This is a genomic window from Mycobacterium sp., from assembly GCF_040509115.1.
Classification (GTDB): Bacteria; Actinomycetota; Actinomycetes; order Mycobacteriales; family Mycobacteriaceae; genus Mycobacterium.
In genome coordinates this window covers 1-19,812 of record NZ_JBEVLO010000307.1, presented here as the reverse complement: position 1 = coordinate 19,812, position 19,812 = coordinate 1, and the positions used below count along the sequence as shown (strand labels likewise).

At 65.7% G+C, this 19,812-nt stretch carries 22 protein-coding genes and 1 pseudogene; 9 read left to right on the top strand and 14 right to left on the bottom strand.

Features of this window, described 5'->3' with window-relative positions; all coding sequences use genetic code 11:
* Positions 1-2: 2 nt before the first annotated feature.
* The gene (locus ABW137_RS21450) at positions 3-440 is read left to right on the top strand and encodes a type II toxin-antitoxin system Rv0910 family toxin (protein ID WP_526403456.1); all 438 of its coding nucleotides are present in this window, start codon (positions 3-5) and stop codon (positions 438-440) included.
* Positions 437-1,651 carry an SAM-dependent methyltransferase gene (locus tag ABW137_RS21445; protein ID WP_526403455.1) on the top strand — a complete coding sequence of 405 codons (1,215 nt, stop codon included), beginning with the start codon at positions 437-439 and terminating at the stop codon, positions 1,649-1,651. The genes ABW137_RS21450 and ABW137_RS21445 overlap by 4 nt, the downstream gene beginning before the upstream one ends.
* Positions 1,652-1,664: 13 nt before the next feature.
* Here ABW137_RS21445 and ABW137_RS21440 read toward each other — a convergent pair whose 3' ends face one another.
* Complete coding sequence (locus tag ABW137_RS21440; RefSeq protein ID WP_526403454.1) at positions 1,665-3,359, bottom strand: NAD-binding protein; 1,695 nt, start codon at positions 3,357-3,359, stop codon at positions 1,665-1,667.
* A gap of 50 nt (positions 3,360-3,409) precedes the next feature.
* Between ABW137_RS21440 and ABW137_RS21435 the strand changes: the two genes are divergently transcribed.
* Entirely contained in the window at positions 3,410-4,126 is a 717-nt protein-coding gene (locus ABW137_RS21435) for a 3-keto-5-aminohexanoate cleavage protein (RefSeq protein WP_526403453.1), read from the top strand.
* Here the strand turns inward: ABW137_RS21435 and ABW137_RS21430 are convergent.
* Entirely contained in the window at positions 4,116-4,592 is a 477-nt protein-coding gene (locus ABW137_RS21430) for a cupin domain-containing protein (protein ID WP_526403452.1), read from the bottom strand. The two genes, ABW137_RS21435 and ABW137_RS21430, sit on opposite strands and share 11 nt — an antisense overlap.
* Positions 4,593-4,640: 48 nt before the next feature.
* Between ABW137_RS21430 and ABW137_RS21425 the strand changes: the two genes are divergently transcribed.
* On the top strand, positions 4,641-5,078 hold the full coding sequence (locus tag ABW137_RS21425; protein WP_526403451.1) for a hypothetical protein: 438 nt from the start codon (positions 4,641-4,643) through the stop codon (positions 5,076-5,078).
* Positions 5,075-5,659 carry a GNAT family N-acetyltransferase gene (locus ABW137_RS21420; RefSeq protein ID WP_526403450.1) on the top strand — a complete coding sequence of 195 codons (585 nt, stop codon included), beginning with the start codon at positions 5,075-5,077 and terminating at the stop codon, positions 5,657-5,659. The genes ABW137_RS21425 and ABW137_RS21420 overlap by 4 nt, the downstream gene beginning before the upstream one ends.
* 4 nt (positions 5,660-5,663) lie before the next feature.
* Here ABW137_RS21420 and ABW137_RS21415 read toward each other — a convergent pair whose 3' ends face one another.
* The 4 genes from ABW137_RS21415 to ABW137_RS21400 are packed head-to-tail and all read right to left on the bottom strand — an operon-like array spanning position 5,664 to position 9,922.
* Complete coding sequence (locus ABW137_RS21415) at positions 5,664-6,215, bottom strand: isochorismatase family protein (protein WP_526403449.1); 552 nt, start codon at positions 6,213-6,215, stop codon at positions 5,664-5,666.
* Between the two features lie 2 nt (positions 6,216-6,217).
* Entirely contained in the window at positions 6,218-7,108 is an 891-nt protein-coding gene (locus ABW137_RS21410; RefSeq protein WP_526403464.1) for a winged helix-turn-helix transcriptional regulator, read from the bottom strand.
* 27 nt (positions 7,109-7,135) lie between these two features.
* Positions 7,136-8,683, bottom strand: coding sequence for a carotenoid oxygenase family protein (locus ABW137_RS21405; protein WP_526403448.1), 1,548 nt, complete (start codon positions 8,681-8,683; stop codon positions 7,136-7,138).
* A 3-nt stretch (positions 8,684-8,686) separates the two neighbouring features.
* Positions 8,687-9,922 carry an acetyl-CoA acetyltransferase gene (locus ABW137_RS21400; RefSeq protein ID WP_526403447.1) on the bottom strand — a complete coding sequence of 412 codons (1,236 nt, stop codon included), beginning with the start codon at positions 9,920-9,922 and terminating at the stop codon, positions 8,687-8,689.
* A 192-nt stretch (positions 9,923-10,114) separates the two neighbouring features.
* On the opposite strand from ABW137_RS21400, the gene ABW137_RS21395 reads away from it, so the two are divergent.
* The gene (locus tag ABW137_RS21395; RefSeq protein ID WP_526403446.1) at positions 10,115-10,795 is read left to right on the top strand and encodes an ANTAR domain-containing protein; all 681 of its coding nucleotides are present in this window, start codon (positions 10,115-10,117) and stop codon (positions 10,793-10,795) included.
* Positions 10,796-10,806: 11 nt separating this feature from the next.
* Here ABW137_RS21395 and ABW137_RS21390 read toward each other — a convergent pair whose 3' ends face one another.
* From ABW137_RS21390 to ABW137_RS21370, 5 genes are all read right to left on the bottom strand, one after another.
* Complete coding sequence (locus ABW137_RS21390; RefSeq protein WP_526403445.1) at positions 10,807-11,343, bottom strand: DUF1097 family protein; 537 nt, start codon at positions 11,341-11,343, stop codon at positions 10,807-10,809.
* A 96-nt stretch (positions 11,344-11,439) separates the two neighbouring features.
* A complete protein-coding gene (locus ABW137_RS21385; protein ID WP_526403444.1) occupies positions 11,440-12,051 on the bottom strand; it encodes a TetR/AcrR family transcriptional regulator in 612 nt (203 codons plus the stop codon).
* Entirely contained in the window at positions 12,048-13,478 is a 1,431-nt protein-coding gene (locus ABW137_RS21380) for a class I adenylate-forming enzyme family protein (RefSeq protein ID WP_526403443.1), read from the bottom strand. The genes ABW137_RS21385 and ABW137_RS21380 overlap by 4 nt, the downstream gene beginning before the upstream one ends.
* On the bottom strand, positions 13,475-15,049 hold the full coding sequence (locus ABW137_RS21375) for a class I adenylate-forming enzyme family protein (RefSeq protein ID WP_526403442.1): 1,575 nt from the start codon (positions 15,047-15,049) through the stop codon (positions 13,475-13,477). Before ABW137_RS21375 ends, ABW137_RS21380 begins: the two co-directional genes overlap by 4 nt.
* Positions 15,050-15,069: 20 nt before the next feature.
* Positions 15,070-16,128 (bottom strand): 2,3-butanediol dehydrogenase, encoded by a 1,059-nt coding sequence (locus ABW137_RS21370; RefSeq protein WP_526403441.1) that lies wholly within the window; start codon positions 16,126-16,128, stop codon positions 15,070-15,072.
* A 162-nt stretch (positions 16,129-16,290) separates the two neighbouring features.
* Between ABW137_RS21370 and ABW137_RS21365 the strand changes: the two genes are divergently transcribed.
* Entirely contained in the window at positions 16,291-17,130 is an 840-nt protein-coding gene (locus tag ABW137_RS21365) for a class I SAM-dependent methyltransferase (RefSeq protein ID WP_526403440.1), read from the top strand.
* Between the two features lie 37 nt (positions 17,131-17,167).
* On the opposite strand, the gene ABW137_RS21360 is transcribed toward ABW137_RS21365, so the two are convergent.
* Both ABW137_RS21360 and ABW137_RS21355 read right to left on the bottom strand, forming a co-directional pair.
* Positions 17,168-17,650, bottom strand: a complete 483-nt coding sequence (locus ABW137_RS21360; protein ID WP_526403439.1) for a MarR family winged helix-turn-helix transcriptional regulator — start codon at positions 17,648-17,650, stop codon at positions 17,168-17,170.
* A 93-nt stretch (positions 17,651-17,743) separates the two neighbouring features.
* Positions 17,744-18,208 (bottom strand): Lrp/AsnC family transcriptional regulator, encoded by a 465-nt coding sequence (locus tag ABW137_RS21355; RefSeq protein WP_526403438.1) that lies wholly within the window; start codon positions 18,206-18,208, stop codon positions 17,744-17,746.
* An 80-nt stretch (positions 18,209-18,288) separates the two neighbouring features.
* Here ABW137_RS21355 and ABW137_RS21350 point away from each other — a divergent pair, with 80 nt between their 5' ends.
* On the top strand, positions 18,289-18,738 hold the full coding sequence (locus tag ABW137_RS21350) for a PTH2-like family protein (RefSeq protein ID WP_526403437.1): 450 nt from the start codon (positions 18,289-18,291) through the stop codon (positions 18,736-18,738).
* Positions 18,739-18,776: 38 nt separating this feature from the next.
* Entirely contained in the window at positions 18,777-19,580 is an 804-nt protein-coding gene (locus ABW137_RS21345) for a GNAT family N-acetyltransferase (protein ID WP_526403463.1), read from the top strand.
* On the opposite strand, the pseudogene ABW137_RS21340 reads toward ABW137_RS21345, so the two are convergent.
* Positions 19,540-19,812: pseudogene (locus ABW137_RS21340) on the bottom strand (bifunctional 5,10-methylene-tetrahydrofolate dehydrogenase/5,10-methylene-tetrahydrofolate cyclohydrolase); the annotation flags it as partial. The gene ABW137_RS21345 and the pseudogene ABW137_RS21340 overlap by 41 nt on opposite strands.

Genomic DNA, 19,812 nt, shown 5'->3' with positions numbered 1-19,812 from the left:
CCATGGCGAAGCTTTCGGTTTCGGTCGACGTGCCGCTCCCGCCGGAGAAGGCGTGGGAGGCGGCCTCCGATCTGTCCCGCTACAGGGAGTGGCTCAGCATCCACCGGGTGTGGCGCAGCAAGCTGCCCGAGACGTTGGAGAAGGGCACCACCCTGACGTCGATCGTCGAGGTCAAGGGCATGCCCAACCTGATCGACTGGCGGATCGTCAATTGGAAGCCCCCGCAGTCGATGACGCTGGACGGCAACGGCAAGGGCGGCGTGAAGGTCAAGCTGATGGGCAAGATCAAGCCGTCCGAGGTCGATGAGGGGTCCACGGTGACGTTCGACGTCCATCTCGGCGGTCCGGCCCTCTTCGGGCCCATCGGGATGGTTGTCGCTGGCGCCCTCAAGAGCGACATCCGCGAGTCTCTGGACAAGTTCAAGTCGGTCTTCGGGTGACCGTAGCGGGTCGACTGGCCGCGCTGGTGCGCGACGGCGCGGGCGTCGACCTTCCGGTGCGCATCCGCGCCTGGGACGGCACGGAGGCGGGGCCGTCGAGCGGACCCGTGCTGGTGATCCACAACCGACGGGCGCTGCGCAGGCTGCTGTGGGCGCCGGGCGAGCTGGGCCTGGCGCGGGCCTACGTCACCGGCGACATCGACGTCGAAGGCGACCTGGCCGACGGTTTCCGCCGTGCGTGGGCCACAGCGGCGAAGCGCCGTCAGTCAATTCCGCTGCGGGACAAGCTCAGTGCTGGCTTCGCCGCGGCACGCCTCGGCGCCGTCGGGTGGCCGCCGAAGCCGCCCTCATCGGAGGCGCGGTTGGCAGGCGGCTTGCACACGCGTGGTCGCGACCGCGCCGCCATCTCCCACCACTACGACTTGTCCAACGAGTTCTACGAGCTATTGCTCGACGACCACATGGCGTACTCGTCGGCCTACTACACCGACGCGGCCATGTCCCTGCACGACGCGCAGACCGCCAAGCTCGACCTGGTCTGCCGCAAGCTGGAGTTGAAGGAGGGGCAGCGACTGCTGGACGTCGGCTGCGGCTGGGGGTCGATGATCCTTCACGCCGCCCGCACCCATGGCGTGCACGCGACGGGCATCACCCTTTCCGCGGAGCAGCGCGACTTCATCGCCGAACGGGTCACTCAGGAGGGCCTCGGCAACCTGGTCGAGGTGCGGTTGCAGGACTACCGCGAATTGTCCGACCCTCCTGCGACATTCGATGCGGTGAGCTCCATCGAGATGGGCGAACACGTCGGCGAGGGCAACTATCCCACCTACGTGTCGACGATGCTGAACGCCCTCAAGGCGGGTGGTCGGCTTCTGCTGCAACAGATGTCGCGGCGTGAGGGCACCGCACCCGGTGGTGGTCCGTTCATCGAGTCCTACATCGCGCCCGACATGCACATGCGGCCGCTGTGGCAGACGGTGCGGCACGTGGCGAACGCGGGCTTCGAGGTCCGCGGGGTGGAGGCGATGCGCGAGCAGTACGTGCGCACCGTCGAGGACTGGCTCGCGACCTTCGAGCGGCACTACCAGGAGTTCGTGGCGCTGCAGGGGGAGGAGGTCGCCAGGGTGTGGCGGCTGTACCTCGTCGGTGGTGGGCTGGCGTTCGAGCAGGGTCGGATGGGTGTCGACCAGATTCTGGCGCGCAAACCCTGACCGACCGTGCGGTCTAGGCCTGGCTCACGGCACGCTGACCCTTGTGCAGGGTCTCCAACAACTCGCGGTGCGGACCCACCAGGTAGGCGGTGTCGCCTGCTACCAGCAAGTTGTCCCTGCGGGGATGCAACTGCACGTCGCCGGGACCGTGGACGATGGCGATCACCCGGGTCTGGGTGGAGATCTCGGCCATCCGTAGGCCGTCGAGCTCGCTGCCCGGCTCGACTTCGACACCGCCGACCATGAACGACTGCTGCCCGACCGAGAAGGTGCCGAGCACTTGCAGTCCCATGGCCGTGCCGACGAACCACGGCGCCGCGAGTTCGACGGTGGATCGCACGTTCTCGAAGCCGAAGCGCTGGGCGACCGCAGCCCCAAGCATGCGGTCGTAGACACGCAGCACCACCGGTACGCCCGCCTTGTCCTCCGACCGCATCCAGCGCGCACCGAGGCGCTCGCGCAGCACGATGCCGGTCTCGATGTTGACCATGTCGTCCTGCGTGAGGACCGCGACCGCGACCGCGTCGTCGATGCGGGCCAAGTCCAGCGTTTGGGGCAGCGTCGCGTCACCGAAGATCACCGGCACGTCGAGCTGGGCGGCGGAGGACAGGTAGCGGTTCGTCGGGCTGCGTTCGATGACCACCACGTCATGCCCTGCGGCCTTCAGGTCGGCCACCACGCGGATGCCGAACGAGCCGAGGCCGACGACGACGATGTGGTCGGTCAGCTCGCGGACCTTGCGCTTGCCTGCGTTCTGCACGATGCGCCGGGACAGCAGGAGGTCGGCGACGAACGCCATCAGCACCGCGGTGGTGGTGACGCCGGCGAACATCAACACGATGCCGAACAACCGCAGCCACGTCGGCTGGTCGACGAAGCTGAAGTCGCCGTATCCGACGGTGGCGATGGTCTCGGTGGAGAAGTACAGCGCGTCGATGAAGCTCATGCCCGGCATGTCGTAGGCGAAGCGCAGTAGCACGGTGGCGCCGATCAGCAGGGTCATCGACGCCGCCAACGCCTTGAAGAAGTTCGGATTCACGTCTTCTCGGAACGAACGCCCCGCATCGAGGATCCGCTTGACCGGCTTCCGGCGAACGTCCACCCTGGCCGCCACGGGGGCTGCCACGGCAATGCCCTGGGCGGCCAGCTCCTCGGCCGTCCCGATCATCGCGGTCCAGTCACCGGGGTGGACGCGCTCGTCGCGGCCGGGGCACGGCACCACGACGCCCGGCTCCTGGGAGTTCTCCCCGCGGACGACGGCGACCGGGGCGAGGTCGCCGAAGACGTCACGCAGGGTGGCCCCGCGGGGTGTGTCCGTGCCGGAGATGACGAACTCGGTCCCTGCGACGCTGATCGAGTGCGTGGTTCGCGACAGGCAGGCCTCGACCACCGAAGGCGCTGCCAGATCGGCGACGTCCAGGATGGCGCCAGGACCGTTCCCGATGGCGACGGCCTCGCGAAGGACGCTGTTGGCCAGCCGGGCGACGACGCGCACGTTCGGGTTGAATTGCCGTGCCAGGAGTGCTATTTCGAGGTTGAGGGCGTCGTCGTCATCGGCGCAGATCAGAGCCGCGGCGCTGGCGATCTCCGCGTCGAGTAGCCCGTCGGACGAGTCGATGACTGTGATCTCTCGCCCCGCGGCCCGCAGCTGCTCGATGATCCGACGTCCCAGCGGATCGTCGCCGCAAACGATGATGTGCCCCTCCATGCGAGCACGCTACTTCGGAAACTCGTGGCCCGAGGGGTGAAGATGGACGCATGCCCATCTACGTCAAGGCGTGCATCAACGGCGCCCGCACCCCCGACCAGCATCCCGACCTGCCAGTCACGCCGGCACAGCTCGCGGCCGCGGCTGTTTCCGCGCACGAGGCGGGGGCCAAGGCGGTCCACATGCACCCGAAGGGTTCCGACGGTAAGGACTCCCTGGAGCCGGACGTCGTCGCGGCGGCCGTGGCCGCGGTGCGCGAGGCGGCGCCGGGGCTTCCGCTCGGCGTGACGACGGGTTTCTGGGCGCTGCCCGATCCTGAGGCCAGGCGCAAGGCGGTCGAGGGTTGGACGGTGCTGCCCGACTTCGCGTCGTTGAACTGGCACGAACCCGGGTCGCCGGAGCTCGCCGAGGTGCTGCTCGGCAAGGGGCTCGGCGTCGAGGTCGGGATCTTCCATGCGGAGGCGGCCGCGTCGTGGGCGGCATCGCCGATGGCCCAACACTGCATGCGCGTGATGATCGAACTGCAGGGCCACGAGGACGTCGCCGTCGCCGACGACCTGCTCGCCAAGGTCAACGCCGCCGGTTCCCCCGCGCCGGTCCTGCTGCACGGGCTCGACGAAAGTTGTTGGCCGCTGCTGGAACACGCGGGGGTGTGCGGCGTTCAGACCCGCATCGGCATGGAGGACACCTTGAAACTGCCCGACGGCACGGTCACCCCCGACAACGCCGCGTTGGTGGCGGCAGCGTTGCGGCTGCTCAGTCGGTAGGGGCGGCGAGCGCGAAGTCCGCGAAGTCGAAGCCGGGGACGACGATGCAGCTCACCAGCGTGGGTTCGTCGTCGCGGGGGGTGGCCCGTTGCCACTGCCCCGGCGGGACGACGAACTGCGGCTGCTCACCTGCCGCGATGTCGCTGCCGATGAGATGAGTTGTGGCACTGGTCTGTTCGGCACCAGACGCTGGCCCACCCCAGCCGGGCCGCCCGACCTCCAGCAGCAGCGGGCTGCCGCGGTGGTACAGCCACAGCTCCGCACTGCGCACGGTGTGCCACGCGGACTGCTGACCGGGCATGAGCAGGAACAGGATCGCGGTGCCTGCGCTGCGCGGGCCTGCGTAGTCGGGTGGCAGCGACGACGGGCCCACGGTCAGCGCGCTTCGCCAGGTCTCTCGGTACCAACCGCCCTCGGGATGCGGCGACAGGTCGAGGGTCCGAGCCCAGTTCGGGAGCTCCGTCATGGGTCAAGCCTACGTCGGGGCGAGCATCGGACCCGATAGTCTCGACGCATGGCCCGCCTGCGCCCTGGATGGCTCGTCGTGCTGTGCTCGACGGTGCTCCTGGTCAGCGCGTGGCTGCCATGGTTGGTGACCAGCGCGGGCGGCGGCGGTCGGGCGACCGCGATCGGTGGCGCACACGGCGCGATCGACAGACCCCCGCCGGACTTCGGGGTCGGACAGCTCATCGTTCTGCTGAGTTCGATGTTGATCGTCGCGGCCGCGATGGCGGCACGTAGCCTGCACCCGAAGATCGCTTCGACTGCGGCACTGGGTATTTCGGCGCTATTGGCGGTGTTGGTGGCGTGGTACTACCGGCTTTACGTCGCGGACCCGATCTCGGCGGGCTACGGGTACTACACGGCGGCGGTCGCGGTTCTGGTCGCGGTCCTTCTGTCGGTGGTCGCGATGGTGGTGGCGTGGTCGGCCAAGGGAGGAAGGAAACGATGACGGCACTTCTGGAGCCGGTGGCGCTGACGGGAGACCGGTGGGTGTCCCTCGAGCCGTTGACGGCCGCGCATTACTCGGAGATCGCCGAGGCCTCCGCCGACGTCACGGAACTCTGGTTCACCAGCGCACCGACGCCGCGGACCGCCCAGGAGTGGGTGGACGGCCGATTGGCGGTCCAGCATCCGGACACGGGCTTGACGATGGTCGTGCGTGACAAGGACGGCCGCGTCATTGGATCCTCCAGCTTCTGCCACGCCGACCCGTCGAACCGGCGCCTGGAGATCGGCTACACCTGGTACGTCCGGGCCGTCCGGCGCACCGGCGTCAACACTGAGTGCAAACTATTGATGTTGAGCCATGCCTTCGACGAATGGGATTGTGTGGCAGTGGAATTCCGTACCGATTTCTTCAATTCCACCAGTCAGGCGGCGATCGAACGGCTGGGCGCCAAGCGGGACGGGATCCTGCGCAGCCACCAGATTCGACAGGACGGTTCCCGCCGCGACACCGTGGTCTACTCGATCCTCGACCACGAATGGCCGTCGGTCCGCAACAACCTGCGGTTCCGGCTGGACCGCTGAGCGGCTAGGCGAAGTCGACGCTCGCGGCGTCGACGGTCTCGGCCGTCCGTCCCGGTGCCGTCTGGTAGCTCCAGTAGAGATTGGTGTGCGCGATCACCGCGGCCGGCGGCGGCGCGCCCCATGCCGTCTTGTCGCCCGTCGTGTGGGCATCCCCGACGAGCGTCACGTCATAACCACGGGTGAATCCACCGTGGATGGTGGAGCGGACGCATGCGTCCGACTCCGCTCCGGTGACGATCAACCGACCGACACCGAGGCCTGCGAGCTCGGCTTCCAGCGTGGTGCCCTCGAAGGAGTCGCCGTGGTTCTTGGCGACGAGCGGCTCGGCTTCGCCGGGGTGCAGGTCGGCGACGATCTGCCAGTCCTGGGTTCCCTCGACGAGACCATCGTCGGCGTGTTGCACCCATACGACGGGAATCCCTTCCGTCCGTGCCCTTTCGACGAGGTCGCCGATCTTCCCGACGACGGCGTCTCGGTCGTGGGCCTCCCCGACGACGCCGTTCTGCACGTCGACGACGAGGAGCGCGGTGTTGGGTCGGTTGTCGAGTGTGGTCATTCCTACTTCTCCTCTACCTGGGCGCCTCGGAGCGGCTTGGTGCATTGGTCGCAGGCCAGCACCGCGTCGAGGGTGTGACCGCAGCTGGTGTGTACGAGTATGACGGCGGGTCCCTCCGGTGCGTGGAACCAGCGTTGCGCCCATTGCAGTGCGGTGATCAGGATCGGAAAGACCGCGTGCCCCTTCTCGGTGAGCAGGTAGCGGCCACCCGTCGAGGCCAGCACGCCGTTGGCCGTGAAGATCTGCAATCGGTCGGTCAGGGAGCCGGGTGGGGCGCCGAGTTGGTCCTGAAAGTCGGTGAATCGGCTGGTGCCGACGAAGGATGCCACCAGCAGCGCAAAGGCCCACCGATTGCCGAGGATGCTCATGGTCTGCGGAAACAACGTGGTGCGGGCGGGGCGGGAGACCGGTCGGCGTCTGGTGGATCCACGCGTCGGCTCGAACGGCACCGACCGCGGCCAGGAACCGCTGGGACCCCATCGAGGGGCGAGGTCCTTCTCGGTGACGGCCTCGCCGCAATGTCTGCACAACAGCCGGGGGGTGAAGTTCGCGCCGCAGGCCGCGTGATGCATCGCAGGCAGCGCTGCGGCGTGTTCGGGTACCCAGTGCCGCTCCCATTCCCAGATCGAGGTCAGCACGGGCCACAGCGACCGGCCACGTGGAGCGGTCAGGTATTGGGACCGGGCAGGCTTGTCCTGGTAGGTCTCTCGGATCAGGAGACCGTCTCTGGTCATGGCTTGCAGTCTCTTGGTGAGGACAGCGTTCGAGATGGGCAGGCGCGCAGCGAATTGCCCGTATCGGGTGGCGCCTGCAATCGACTGTTGGACGAGCAGCAGGGTCCACTCGTCGCCGAGGACGCCAAGCATGTGGCCGACGGCATTGGTGCCGCCCATCGGCAGCTCGGTCGGTTGGTCGTGCAACTACAGACCGATCGCCTCGGCGGCGCCGTCGGTCTCGCGCCACCGCCGCAATTCCGAACCGGGTGCCCACGTCGAATGGGTGCCACTGGAAACCCGTTCTGGCAGAGCCAGTTTGCATACGGGACCGTCCCCCACCCTGGCTGCGTCGAATATCAGGCAGTACGACGCGTCGGCCACCATGTCGGTGGTGATGGTGACCAGATAGCCGTCGTCCTCGCCGGCGCTGCCGACTCCCGGAGCACCCCCGGCGGGGACAGTGGACCGAGGCGCCATCGCAGTCTCGCTGCCGTAGACGCCGTCGGGGAAGGCGAACCGCTCCTCCCGGCCGGTGTGCAGGTCGTGCTTGACGAGGCCGTCGAACAGGAACCAGCCCGGCTTGCCGGTCGCCGCATACGTGTAGCGGTAGGGGCTACCTGCATGGCGTGGGTTGATCATCCCGAATTCGGTGATGCTGTCGGACAACTGCTCCTCGCGGACGCCGCCGGTGACGAGGTTGAACCGCCAGCGGTGCAGCCGGGCCTGCATGCGGTCCAGGGCCAGGAAGCGGAAGGCACGCTGCCACTTGTCACCGAGCCCGTTGTCGGAAGGTTCCGGGTCACCTTGATAGAAGCCGTCGAGCACGATCTCATCGCCGTCCTCGTAGGCGTTGGTGAAGTGCAGGACGTAGGTGGGGTCGGCCTCGAACCACTGAATCTGTGACGACTGACCGCGTCGCGGGATGACGGCGAACCGGGACGGCATGTCACGGTGGAAGCGGGCCACATGGGCATTGCGCTCCAGGTATTCGGGCTCCCAGAACAGCGGAAAGTCGTTGAGAATCGCGTAGTTCTCGGTGAACGCCATGTCGTGTGGCAGTCGTGGTCCGGGCAGCGGCACGTCGACGTAGTGCACCAGGGTGTTGTCGGCGTCGACGACGCCGTAGTGCATGAAGGGGTCCTGCTTGCCGTAGTTGAAGAACAGCAACTCGCCGGTTCTGTCGTCGACCTTGGGGTGTGCCGAGACTCCCCACTCGAACGGGAATGCTCCGTTCCAGTCCTGCTTGCCGAGGCTGTCGCCGGAGAGGGGATCAACGCGGTACAGGTCGCCACACTGGTAGAAGCTGGTGAGTGCGGTGCCGCGGTGCACTATGACGTCGGTGCTGGACGCATCCTTCATCAACGTCCTTGCGCCCCAACCGTAATCGCGTTTGGCGAGGCTGACCGGTTCGGCAAGGCCCGGCCATAGCGGTCCGCCTGCTTCACCCTCTTCGAGGAACCCGTCGGTGCGGACGAACCTGTTGCGGTAGAACGCCTTTCCATCACGGAAGCCGACGAGGTGCAGCATGCCGTCGCCGTCGAATGGGTGGTAGGCCTTGAGCGCCGGGTGCAGCGGGTTCTCGGTGTTGCGCAGGTAGACGCCGTCGAGGTCGGTGGGAATCTGGCCTTCGACGACGGTCAGGTCGTCGGCGTCCCACTCGGTGTTCTGCGGCCGCCATGGGCCCGTGCGGTAGGGGTGGTCGTCGTCCTCGGGCAGAGTCGAGAGGTACTTGCCGACGACTTCTACGTCCATCGCTTACTCCTTGCCGAACTCGTGGCTGATGACGAAGCTGACCGTGGTGGCCGTGCTGCCGCCGAAGTTGAGCGTGCCGAATGTGGTGGCGCCGTCGACCTGGTAGTCCCCTGCGGTGCCGCTGACCTGTTTGGCGGCGTCGACCAGCATTCTCACCCCGGATGCGCCGACGGGATGGCCGCCGCCGATCAGGCCGCCGCTGGGGTTGATCGGGAGCCGCCCTCCGATCTCGATCTCCCCGTTCTCGATGGCCTTCCAGGATTCGCCGGGTCCCGTGAGCCCGATGTGGTCGATGGCGAGGTACTCGCTGGGGGTGAAGCAGTCGTGGACCTCGATGCCGTCGAGGTCGTCGAGCGTGACATGGGCGCGGTCGAACGCATCCATGACCGCCCCGCGGACGTGCGGCATGACGTATGGTCCGTCCGCCGAGCGGTCGAGCTTCTGCCGCATGCCGAGTCCGACGGTGCGGTGACCCCAGCCCTCGATGCGGGCCAGTGGCTTCACGTCGGGATGGTCGCGCAGGTAGTCGTCGGTGACGAGGACGACTCCGGCGCCACCGTCGGTCATCTGGCTGCAGTCGAAGCGGCGGAGACGGCCCTCGACGATGGGGTTGACCTCGTCGTCGCCGGGGTCGGGAGTCGTCAGGGTCGGCACCGTCCACTCGCGGGTCTGGGCGTTCGGGTTACGACGGGCGTTGGCGAAGTTCACCGAGGCGATCGCGCGCAGGTGGCTTTCGTCGAGCCCGTAGCGACGGTCGTATTCGTCGGCCACCCGGGAGAACATCGACGGCCACATGTACTTCGCTCCTTCGCCTTCGTGGCCGATCCATGCCGCTGCGCCGAGGTGTTGGGCTGCGGTGTCGCCCGGAACGGTCTTCTCGAGCTCGACGCCGATCACGAGCGCGGTGTCGTAGGCCCCCGACCGGAGGTCGGCGATGGCCGCGAGCACTGCGATGCTGCCTGAGGCGCAGGCCGCTTCGTGACGCGACGACGGGGTGTCCCAGAGGCCGTCGACCACGGTGGCGGGCATGGCTCCGAGGTGCCCCTGAGCGGCGAACATCTCACCGAACGCGTTGCCGACGTGGACGACGCCGACGTCGGTGGCGTCGATCCTGGCCGCCTGGAGCGTGGAGTTGGTGACTTCGGCGGTCAGCGCGGCGAAGTCGTGGCCCTCGCGGGTGAGGTTTCGGGCGAAGTCGGTCTGGTAGCCCCCGAGGATCCATACGTTCGAGCTGCCCATGACCGGACCGTACTACAACTAGCAGAGTCACCAAGTGGGTATTGTAAAAGCGGCCCCGCCGGCTCGAGTCTGAACCGGTGAGGCCTGAGCGCTCTCGGGTGTCGACCACCAAGAGCACCTGTGTGCGAGCATTTCCCTGATATCCGGGGCACAAACGTTGCTTCGACCTATGGAGAGAGCAATATTGCAGGGATGAAGGTGCAGAGCTACGACCTCGCGCTCCGGATGGCGGAGCTCGCGCGGGTCATCGCGTTGCGGAAGGTCGACGACGTGCTCGCCGACGTCACCGCAACTGCCAAGGAGTTGATCCCGGGCGTCGACGTCGCGGGTGTCCTCCTGGTCGGCAAGGCCAACAGTTTCGAGACTCTCGCGCCCACGTCGGATCTGATGTTCAAACTCGACGAGTTGCAGATGCGCTACGGCGAGGGGCCCTGTGTGGAGGCCGCGCTGGATGAGGTCGTGGTGCGTACCGACGACTTTCGCAACGAGCCGCGGTTTCCCAAGTATGCCCCCGAGGTCGTCAAGCTCGGCGTCCTGAGCGCGTTGTCGTTCAAGCTGTACACCGCCGACCGCACGGCGGGTGCGCTCAATCTGTTCGGGTATGAGCCCGGCCTGTGGGACAGCGAGGCCGAGACCACCGGCATGGTGCTCGCCGCCCACGCGGCGGCGGCGATCCTGGCCAGTCGCGAGGGTGATCAGCTCCAGTCAGCGCTCTCGACGCGTGATCGGATCGGCCAGGCCAAGGGCATCATCATGGAGCGATTCAAGATCGACGACGTGAGGGCATTCGCCATGCTGCGTCAGCTGTCGCAGGACACGAACACCAAGTTGATCGACGTCGCGCAGCGGGTCATCGACACTTGTACGGAGTAAGGCCCGGCCGCTCAGCCCTCCGGCTGCAGCCGTTGGCCCTCGGATTCCTGATTCCTCCGGCCCCCGGTTGCCGACGAGAGGGCCCAAGCGGCCAGTTGCGAGGCGACCCCGAAAAGCGATCCGAGCGCCGCGGCGGCCAGCGCGACCGCAACGGGTCCATGGATCGTGACGTCATCGATTGGCAATTCCGTGATTTGAACCGCGGCGGCAATCATCGCGAAGCCGACGAATGAGCCCGGCGACTGCGATAGAACACGCAGGCGGGCAGACTGTGCGATCAGGAAGGCGGCAGCGGCGACCACGAGCATCGGGACGATGATCGATCCACTGAGCCGCGAAATCGCATACAGTGCAATCACTCCCATGAGGATGCCCCAAAGATTGCTCGAAAGCTGTAGTACGAGACCGGTTTTGCCGAGGCCGCAGAAGAAGAAGGTCAGCCAGGCCAGGAAGACCAACCACGTCGGAATGCCGAGGAGGTCGGTTACCCAGACTGAGACACCGGCGAGGACGGCAACGCTGATGGCCAGACTGTTCGTTTCGTTCATGGCGGAGACTTTCTGTAAGGCGTGCGTGATTTGCGGGATGGCGCGGCAGCGGGCAGCGCCGCACCACACGGATGCGTCGCTGTTGGGCTGTCCGAGTTAGGTGGACTTGGCGGCGCTCAGGAGGATCTTCGCGGCGCGCTGGGCGCTCTTGGCCGCTTGGTGGTCGTCTTCGACGAGCGCCGTGATGATGGCACCCTCCATGAGCAGCATCAGGTGGTCGGCGAGTTCCTGCGACGAGGTCGTGTGGACACCGGAGTCCTCGGCGAGTTGGCGAAGCCAGACTCGGGTGCGGTCCTTGTGAGTGAAGACCGCCAGTTGGGCGCCAGGGTTCGTCTTGCCGACCTGGACCGAGGCATTGATGAAGGTGCATCCGCGGAAGCTGCGCGAATTGATCCACTTGTCCAGGACGTCGAAGACAGCGACCGCGGGCGGTTCGGTGTTCGACGTCGCGCGCGCAAGCTGGTCGACGAACCATTGAAAGTGCTTCTCGTCAACGGAGGACAGGCATTCGGCAACGAGGAGTTGCTTGGTCGAGAAGTGTTTGTAGAGTGTGGGTTTGCTCACTCCGGCGGCTGCAGCGATGTCTTCCATGCTGATCGGAGCGATGCCCTCCCGGTAGAAGGTATCGGCTGCCGTTTCCAAGATGGCACTGCGGGTGGCCTCCTTGCGGCGGCGCCGCGCCACGTAATCGGGTTGAGCGGTCGTCATCGCCGTCCTCCGTGGTCGGCCGAGGACACCTGGCGATGCTCGACGCGGATTGGGATCTTGTACTTCGCCAGACGGGCAGACATCCTCTGCCGGAAGTCACCGCGAGTGGGTGCCAGTTCGATGTCGGTCCACGCCATGATCGCCGTCACTGCTTCGCCCCATTGCTCGTCCGGTCGTCCCACCACGTCCACGGACGCGGCGTCGGGAAACTCAGCGCTGATGGCGGCGGCCACCTCGGCTGGGTAGACGTGAAAGGCCCCAGTGTTGATCATTCCATCGAGCCGGCCGTGCAGGAACAGGTGACCTTCCTCGTCTGTCGTCGCCAGATCCCCGAGAGCGCACCAACCATCGGCATCGGTGAACAGTGGTGCGGTGCAATCGCTCCGGACGCGCAGCTCGGCCCGCGGGTCATCAGCGACATGACGAACCAGGTCGACCTCGATCCCGGGGACGATCCGACCGCAGCTTCCAGCCAGCCGGTGTTCGCCCTCGGTGATCCTCTGGTGATCAGCGCCGTCGAGAACCGTGATCGGCCACCCTCCCTCGAATCGTCCGTACAGTTGGCTCAGCCGTTGCGGACCGAGGACGGCCGCCGCGCGCTGAATGGCTTCCAGCGGGAACGGGGCCCCGCCGTAGAGCACATTGAGTGTCCACCGCGACATGTCGTGTCCGTCAAGCGCGTCGCAGAGCCGCGCCACCATTCCCGGGACCATGAAGGTCGTCGTCGCACCATGCCGTTCAACGGCGTCGATCACCTTCGCGGCGTCGAACTTGCTCAAGATGACTTGCGGCAGCCCCATGCGCAGGAATGGAAAGGTGCCGAGCAACCCGGTTCCGTACTGAACTTGTTGCACGGTCAGGTACACCGAATCGGGTCCAACGGTGTGCCCGTAGAGACCGCCTCGAAGGAAGGACATGGATTGCCTCATGTGGGCATCCCAGTTGTCGTGTGTCAGTGGGATGTTGAGAACACCGCCACCATCGAGTCCCCTGACGATGCGAACCGCGATGTGCGTCCCATCGCGTTCTGGCGGTACGAAGGCCATTCCCGAGGTGGTCCACACATCGCGAGTCAGCGGATGGGAGGGACGCCCCACGTCGACGGCATGCTCCTCGTCGACGAACACGAAGTCGGCACCGACCGCGTCCAGAATGGCGCGTGCCTCTGCCGGTGGCGCCTCAGGGTCGATCGGCACTCGAGTCAAGCCGGCGCGATCGGCGGCCAGGTGCGCCACGATGACCTCCGGTGAGTTCCAGGCCCAGATGCCGACCACGCCATCGTGATCGACCACCGCGCTCAGCCGCCTGGCGAGTACGTCGACCGCTGCGTCGATCTCACCTCCTGAAAAGGATCCTTCCTGGTGGTGCAAGAGGGGGCGGTCACCCGCCGCGTGCAGCGCTTGCCGTGTTGGTGCTCCGTACGTCATCGCTGCGCCTGCAGCGACTCACGGAGCACGTTGCGTTGAACCTTCGCGCCTCCGAGGACTGTCGGCAACACGTCGACGAAGACGACGTCCACCCCGCAGTCAAGGCCGTCGAGGGCTGATGCCGAGATGGCCTGCAATGCGTCGCGCATAGCCGGATCGGGCTCCAGGCCGGCCTTGAGCAGCACCGCGGCAACGACCAGGGCTTGGTTGCCTTCCTCGACCTTCACCACGCCGCAATTGGACACCGAATCATGAGCCAGCAGCGAGGCTTCGACCACGTGAGGGTAGATCACGCTGTCGGCAATTTCGATGGTGTCGACGGCCCGGTCGCCGTAGTACAGGAAGCCGTCCTCGTCGAGCCGGCCGACGTCGCCGCTACGAAACCAGTCGTTGTCGAAGAAGGCGTCCGCGGTGGTCTTGGGAAAGCCCCAGTAGTAGCCGTCCGACATCGCTGAGCGAACGACGATTTCGCCGACCTGGCCGCTGGCCAGCGGGCGTCCGGTGCCATCGACGACGGCAACCTCGAAGTTGAATGACGCTGGCCTGCCGACGCTGTCGAGCCGCGCTGGGTGATCCGGAGTGACGTCACTGGGCAGCAGCCGGGTGGCCGCAGCGCCTTGTTCGGTCGATCCGAACGCATGCGCCCAGACGTTGCCGACCAGCCTGGTGGTTCGTTTCAGCAACTCCGGGGTCCCGAAGAAGACGACGAGCCGCTTGATCGACAAGTCGACTGACGCGCGGCGTTCGATGGCATCGAGGATGGGTGCCAACAGCGGGCCGGGGGCGAACGTGCCCGTGACGCGCTCGTTCACCATGGTGTCGACGACCACGTCGGCGTCGAACTCCGCATCGGATAGCAGCACGGTGCGGGCGCCGCGGATGAAGTACGGATAGAAGGTCTGGAATCCGGTCGCCCATTGCAGCGGGTGAAAGTGCAGATTGACGTCGGTCTCGTCGATGGCCGCCTGGTCGTCGAAGGTGTCCAGGTGGATGGCGTTGTGGTTGATGACGGCAAGCCACGAACGGTACGACTTGACCCAGGGCTTCGACATGCCGGTGGTGCCCGACGTCAATTGCATGAAGCACGGATCATTCTCATCGACGTCGATCCGAGGATCGTCGGAGCCACCACTAGCGAGCACTTCGGTGAATGGAATTGCCCAAGAGGGACATTCGTCACCGAGGGCGATGAACGTGGTGGATTCAGGGAGCTGCTCCCTGATATCGGAAACAGCGCCTTCGAAGGCCGTGTCGAAGACCAGCGCCTTCGCTCCGACGTGTAGCAGCAGGTCGGCGTGATGCTGCACGGGGTTGTGCGTGTGCATGCCGACGCGGACCAGACCGAACTTCTCACAGCCCAGCCATGCATAGACGACTTCGGGCCTGTTCCAGGACAGCACCGCGACGCGATCACCCTTCGCGAGTCCGAGCACCGTGAGGCCGGAGCCAAACCGGTTGGCGGTCGTATTGACCTCACGGAAAGTGATGTGACCACCGTCGTATGTCAGAGCGATGCCGTCGCCGTAACTCTGCGCGGCTCGGCGTGCAAGGAGGCCAGCTTCGTACTTCATTTGTGTGCTCTCCCTTGGGTTCACGGATGGACGATGATCTTGATGTGCTGATCCTTGTTGCGGATCAGCTCGTCGAAGCCTGCCTCGACGATGTCTTCGAGCGCGATTCTCGCAGTGATCATGTCGGCCGGCTTGATGCGACCGTCGTCCAATGCAGATATCACGCTGGGATGCACGCCTGCGAAGCCCAAGGTCGACGCGAGCTTCTTGCCGCCGGTGACGAGCGAGTTCATGTCGATGGTGGTGGGTCCCTCCCAGATGGCGACGTTGAAGGCGGTGCCCTTTGGTCGCACGCTCGCAATCGCCGTCCGCAGCGTGCTTTCCAGGCCGGAACAATCGAAGGACACGTGCGCACCGAGTCCCTGGGTGCGTTCGCGGACACGTTCGGGAACGTCGTCGGTCATCGGATCGAACACCTCATCTGCGCCGAAGGCCGCGGCCTGGGCCTTCCTCGCCGCGGATACCTCACTCACGCCGATCCACCGCGCACCGCTGGCCTTGAGGACCAACACCAACGCCAGGCCGATGGGGCCGGCGCCGATGACGATCGCCGTCTGTCCTGGTGCGTATCCGGAGTCCAGCATGGCCTGCCATGCCACGACGAGCGGGTCGATGAGAACACCGACGTCGGTCGAGACGGTTGGTGGCAGTACGTACGCGTTGCGCGCGTCGATGACGGCATATTCGGCCAGCCCGCCGCCCCATCCGGACAGTCCGTAGAAGCCGCCCTGAGGGCACAGGTTGTAGGACCCGGTGGTGCATTGGTGGCAGGTGTTGTCGCGGATGTTCGGCTCGACGATGACGGGGTCACCCACGGCGAATCCTGCTACGTCCGGGGCAATCTCGACGATGCGTCCGGTGAACTCGTGGCCCATCGTGACGGGAAGTGATTCACCGGTGAGGGGATGTGGGTGCCCGTCCTCGGGGATCAGGATCGGACCGCCGAGGTATTCATGCAGGTCTGTTCCGCAGATGCCGCACCACTCGACGCGAATCTTGACATGGCCGGGCTTGATCTCGGGCTCGGGGATGTCCTCGAGCCGCAAGTCCTTCTTCCCGTGGAAACGCAGTGCCTTCATGGTGTCGACCCAACTCTCAGTAAGTTTACGAGATCGGTAAGTTACCGGTTACGTAAACCTACTGCCGAGACCGTCGATTTTCGACCCACGACAGAAAAGGGCGGGGTGTGATCTACATCACATGATTATCGATGGAGTGAGCGCACCCTGTCCCATGGAGGCGTGGCGACTGACGCTGACGAGCAGGAGATGAGCGTGACGGATTCACTCGGCAGGTCCGGTCGCACCCTCTTCGAGGGGACGGCCTGGCATTACGCGCGATACCGGCCCAACTATCCGGAGGCGTTCCTTGCCGACCTCGTCGCTCGCTTCCACCTCGACGGCAGCGGGCGACTCCTCGACCTCGGCTGCGGCACCGGCCAGCTGACCGTCCCACTCGCGGGGCACGTCGCCACAGCAGTCGGCATGGACCCCGAACCCGAGATGCTCGCCGAAGCTGCCAGCCGCGCACGGATGGCCGATGTCACCAATGTGACCTGGGTGCAAGGAGGTTCGGGTGATCTGCCGGGCGAGCTTGGCTGCTTCCGAGTGGTCACCATGGGGCGCTCATTCCACTGGATGGACCGCGAAGAAGTCCTTGCCGTCCTCGATGGAATGGTCGACGCCCAAGGCGGCGTCGTGATCGCCAACGACAGCTGCCTCGTCCGGCCGACCACGGCATGGCAACAAGCGATCGAGAATATGCAGGATCGCTTCCTGCCGCCCAACTGGCAGGCCGGCAGCCCGAACCCGGCCGACGCCGGCGAGCCCCACGAGGCGATCCTGGCTCGCTCGCCGTTTCGATCCGTGCATCGGCGGGTCTACGAGTTCACTCGGGCTTGGACCATCGAACGAATCATCGGCTATCTCTACTCGACCTCACTGCCCCTTCACCGGCTACTGGGCGACCGGCGAGCGGCTTTCGAGCAGGAAGTCACTGACGCATTGCTCGCGATCGACGCGGGTGGATCGTTCGTCGAACCCGTTGTGTTGGAAGTGCTGACGGCAACCAAGGGCCACTGACGACACCAAGGTTTGGCAGGCGGTCGAACCGTGGCGATTAGGCGTGTCGTCTCGCAGCTGAGCGGGGTGGTCGGTGACGCATGTGGTCGCGGATGCGAGTCATGAGATCGCCGAGGGTCTGCACGTCCTGATCGGAGAGTGAGCCGTACAGCAGGTCCCGTACCACCTGAATGTGGCCGGGTAGGACCTTCTCGACGCGGGCGCGGCCCGCGGCGGTGATGGCGACGACTGTGGCGCGCTGGTCATCGGAACTGGCCTCGCGGGTGATCAGGCCGGCCTTCTCCAAGAGACCCGCCTGGTGGGTGAGACCGCTGCGGCTGTAGACCACACCGTCGGCCAGGTCGGTCATGGTGAGTGGCCGTCCCTCGGCGGTGGCAAGTGTGGCCAAGACCTCGAATTGCACGTAGCTCAGGTCACCCTCGGCCTGCAGTTGTCGTCGCACCGCGTACTGCAACAAGCTGACCGCCTCCGTCAAGGCGAAGTAGGTCCGCATCTGTGTGGGCTGGAGGGAATCGGCCATGCAAACCACTGTAATGCTTCGATGTGGAAGCAATGCGATTTGGCGCGTCGTCGATCGAGACGGTGATCCCGTGGTGGCGACGATTGGAGCCTCCTACGCCCGACTCAGCAGAGGCTGCACGACGTGGTTGCGGAGGTGATCGAAGACCACCTCGGTGCGGACACCGGCGACTTCGCGGCGCTTGGTCAGTGAGTCGAGCACGAAGTCGCGTAGTGCCTCGGTCGAGGCCACGGCGACGTGAACGAGGAGGTCCTCGGTGCCCGTCGTGACGAATACCTGCAGCGTCTCGGGCAATTCGAGGACGAAGTCGCGAAAGCCTTGGACTACTTGGCGCGATTGGGGTCGCAGTCGCACGGTGATCATGGCCTGCACGGGGCGCCCGACCTCGGCGAGATCGACGTCGTAGTGAACGCCGCCCAGGACGCCTCGCTGCCGCAACGCGCGGACCCTCTCCAAGGTGGTCGATGGCGACACGCCCAGTTCTGTTGCGAGGTCACGGTTGCTGCGCCGACCATCTGCCTGCAGTGCGGCGACGATCGCCGAATCCAATTCGTCCATCGCTCCAGTATGGCCCGTCGCGTCGAATTAAATTCGGCAGAGCCGCAGCATCGTACGTTGGATTGCTAGTTTCGATCGATATGAGCGAACTCATGGCTCCCATTGCGGGCATCAACCGACCATTGCATCACACCAAGATCGCCGTGGTCCTGTTCGAGGAGTTGGAAACGTGGCAGAAGCTCAACGTGACCGCCTTCTTGGCCAGTGGCATCGCGGCGACCGCCGGAGAGTCGATCGGACTCGCCTACGCGGATGCCGACGGAACCGAGTACGCGCCGATGTTCGGCCAACCAGTGATGGTGTTCGCCGCCAGCCAATCGCGGCTGAACCGAACCTTTGATCGGGCGCTGAGCCGCGGTGTCGCTCCGGCCATCTTCACCTCGGAGCTGTTCGGTACGGGCGACGACGACGCTAACCGGGCCGAGGTGGCGGCGAGAAGTCGCGCCGAGCTGGACCTCATCGGCATGGCGGTACGTGCCGAGCGCAAGGTCGTCGACAAGATCGTCGACGGGCTCAAACTTCACCGCTGACAACCCCGTTGGTGCCGACTGAATTTCGGGTCCAGGGCATGTCGGTCCTCCGCTCGCAGGTCGGATGGGTCATGATCGACGTGTGGTCAAGGTCGATGTCTCCGTTCCGATCAGTACTACCCGGAGCTCGCTGGCGCCCCAGATCTCTCAACCTCGACCGGACACGACTAGTGGAACGTGACCAACTAGCCCAGATCTGGCCGCAGTTCGCTCTTCACGTCGCCCTTGAGGGCGCTTGTCTTCAAAGTCCAACGGACACCGAACTTTCAGTGCTCACACGGCGCGCTGCCGAGCCGGGTGCCGTACTCCCAACGACGGACTCCCACTTCGTGACATGGATTCACGATCGAACGCGCGAGGAAATCGCAGAGCAGTTGACCAGTCGTGCCCGGTCGAATCGCGATCTCACGAAGCGCTCCGGATGGACACTCGATCTCGCGGTGATCGTCTCGGGCCAACCAGTGGGGATGCAGAGCTTGTCCGGATTCGATCGATGGCCACACCGCCGCATCGTGGGGACGACCTCTTGGCTACTCGCCCCGTTCCAACGCAGTGGCCTCGGAACCCGTTCTCGCGCAGCCGTCCTCGAATTGGCCTTCGCCCATCTCGGCGCAGAATCGGCGAAGTCGTGGGTGCTCGAGGACAATCATGCCAGCGTTTCGGTGTCCACCAAGCTGGGCTACCACCTCATCGACCGCCACGCCATCACCGAACACGGCCGCCACTACACCGAACACGTCTATCAGCTGGACCGAGACACCTGGCTACGCTCACCGATCCGCCGTCAATGCCTTCCCGTCATCACCGGCGCTCGGCCGTTCGTCGAACTCGTGACCCCATGACGGGTAGTCGTTGGCCAGCTGCTTGGACCGTTTGTCGGAGCAGGACGGCGATCGTCGTGGGGCCGACTCCGCCGGGGACTGGGGTGATGAGCCTGGCTCTTTCGGCCGCAGGAGCGTACTCGACGTCGCCGATGTTGCCGGGGTTGTAGCCGGCGTCGACGACGACGGCTGCGGGCTTGATCCATGCACCCTTGATCAATTCCGGTTGGCCGACGGCAGGGACGACGATGTC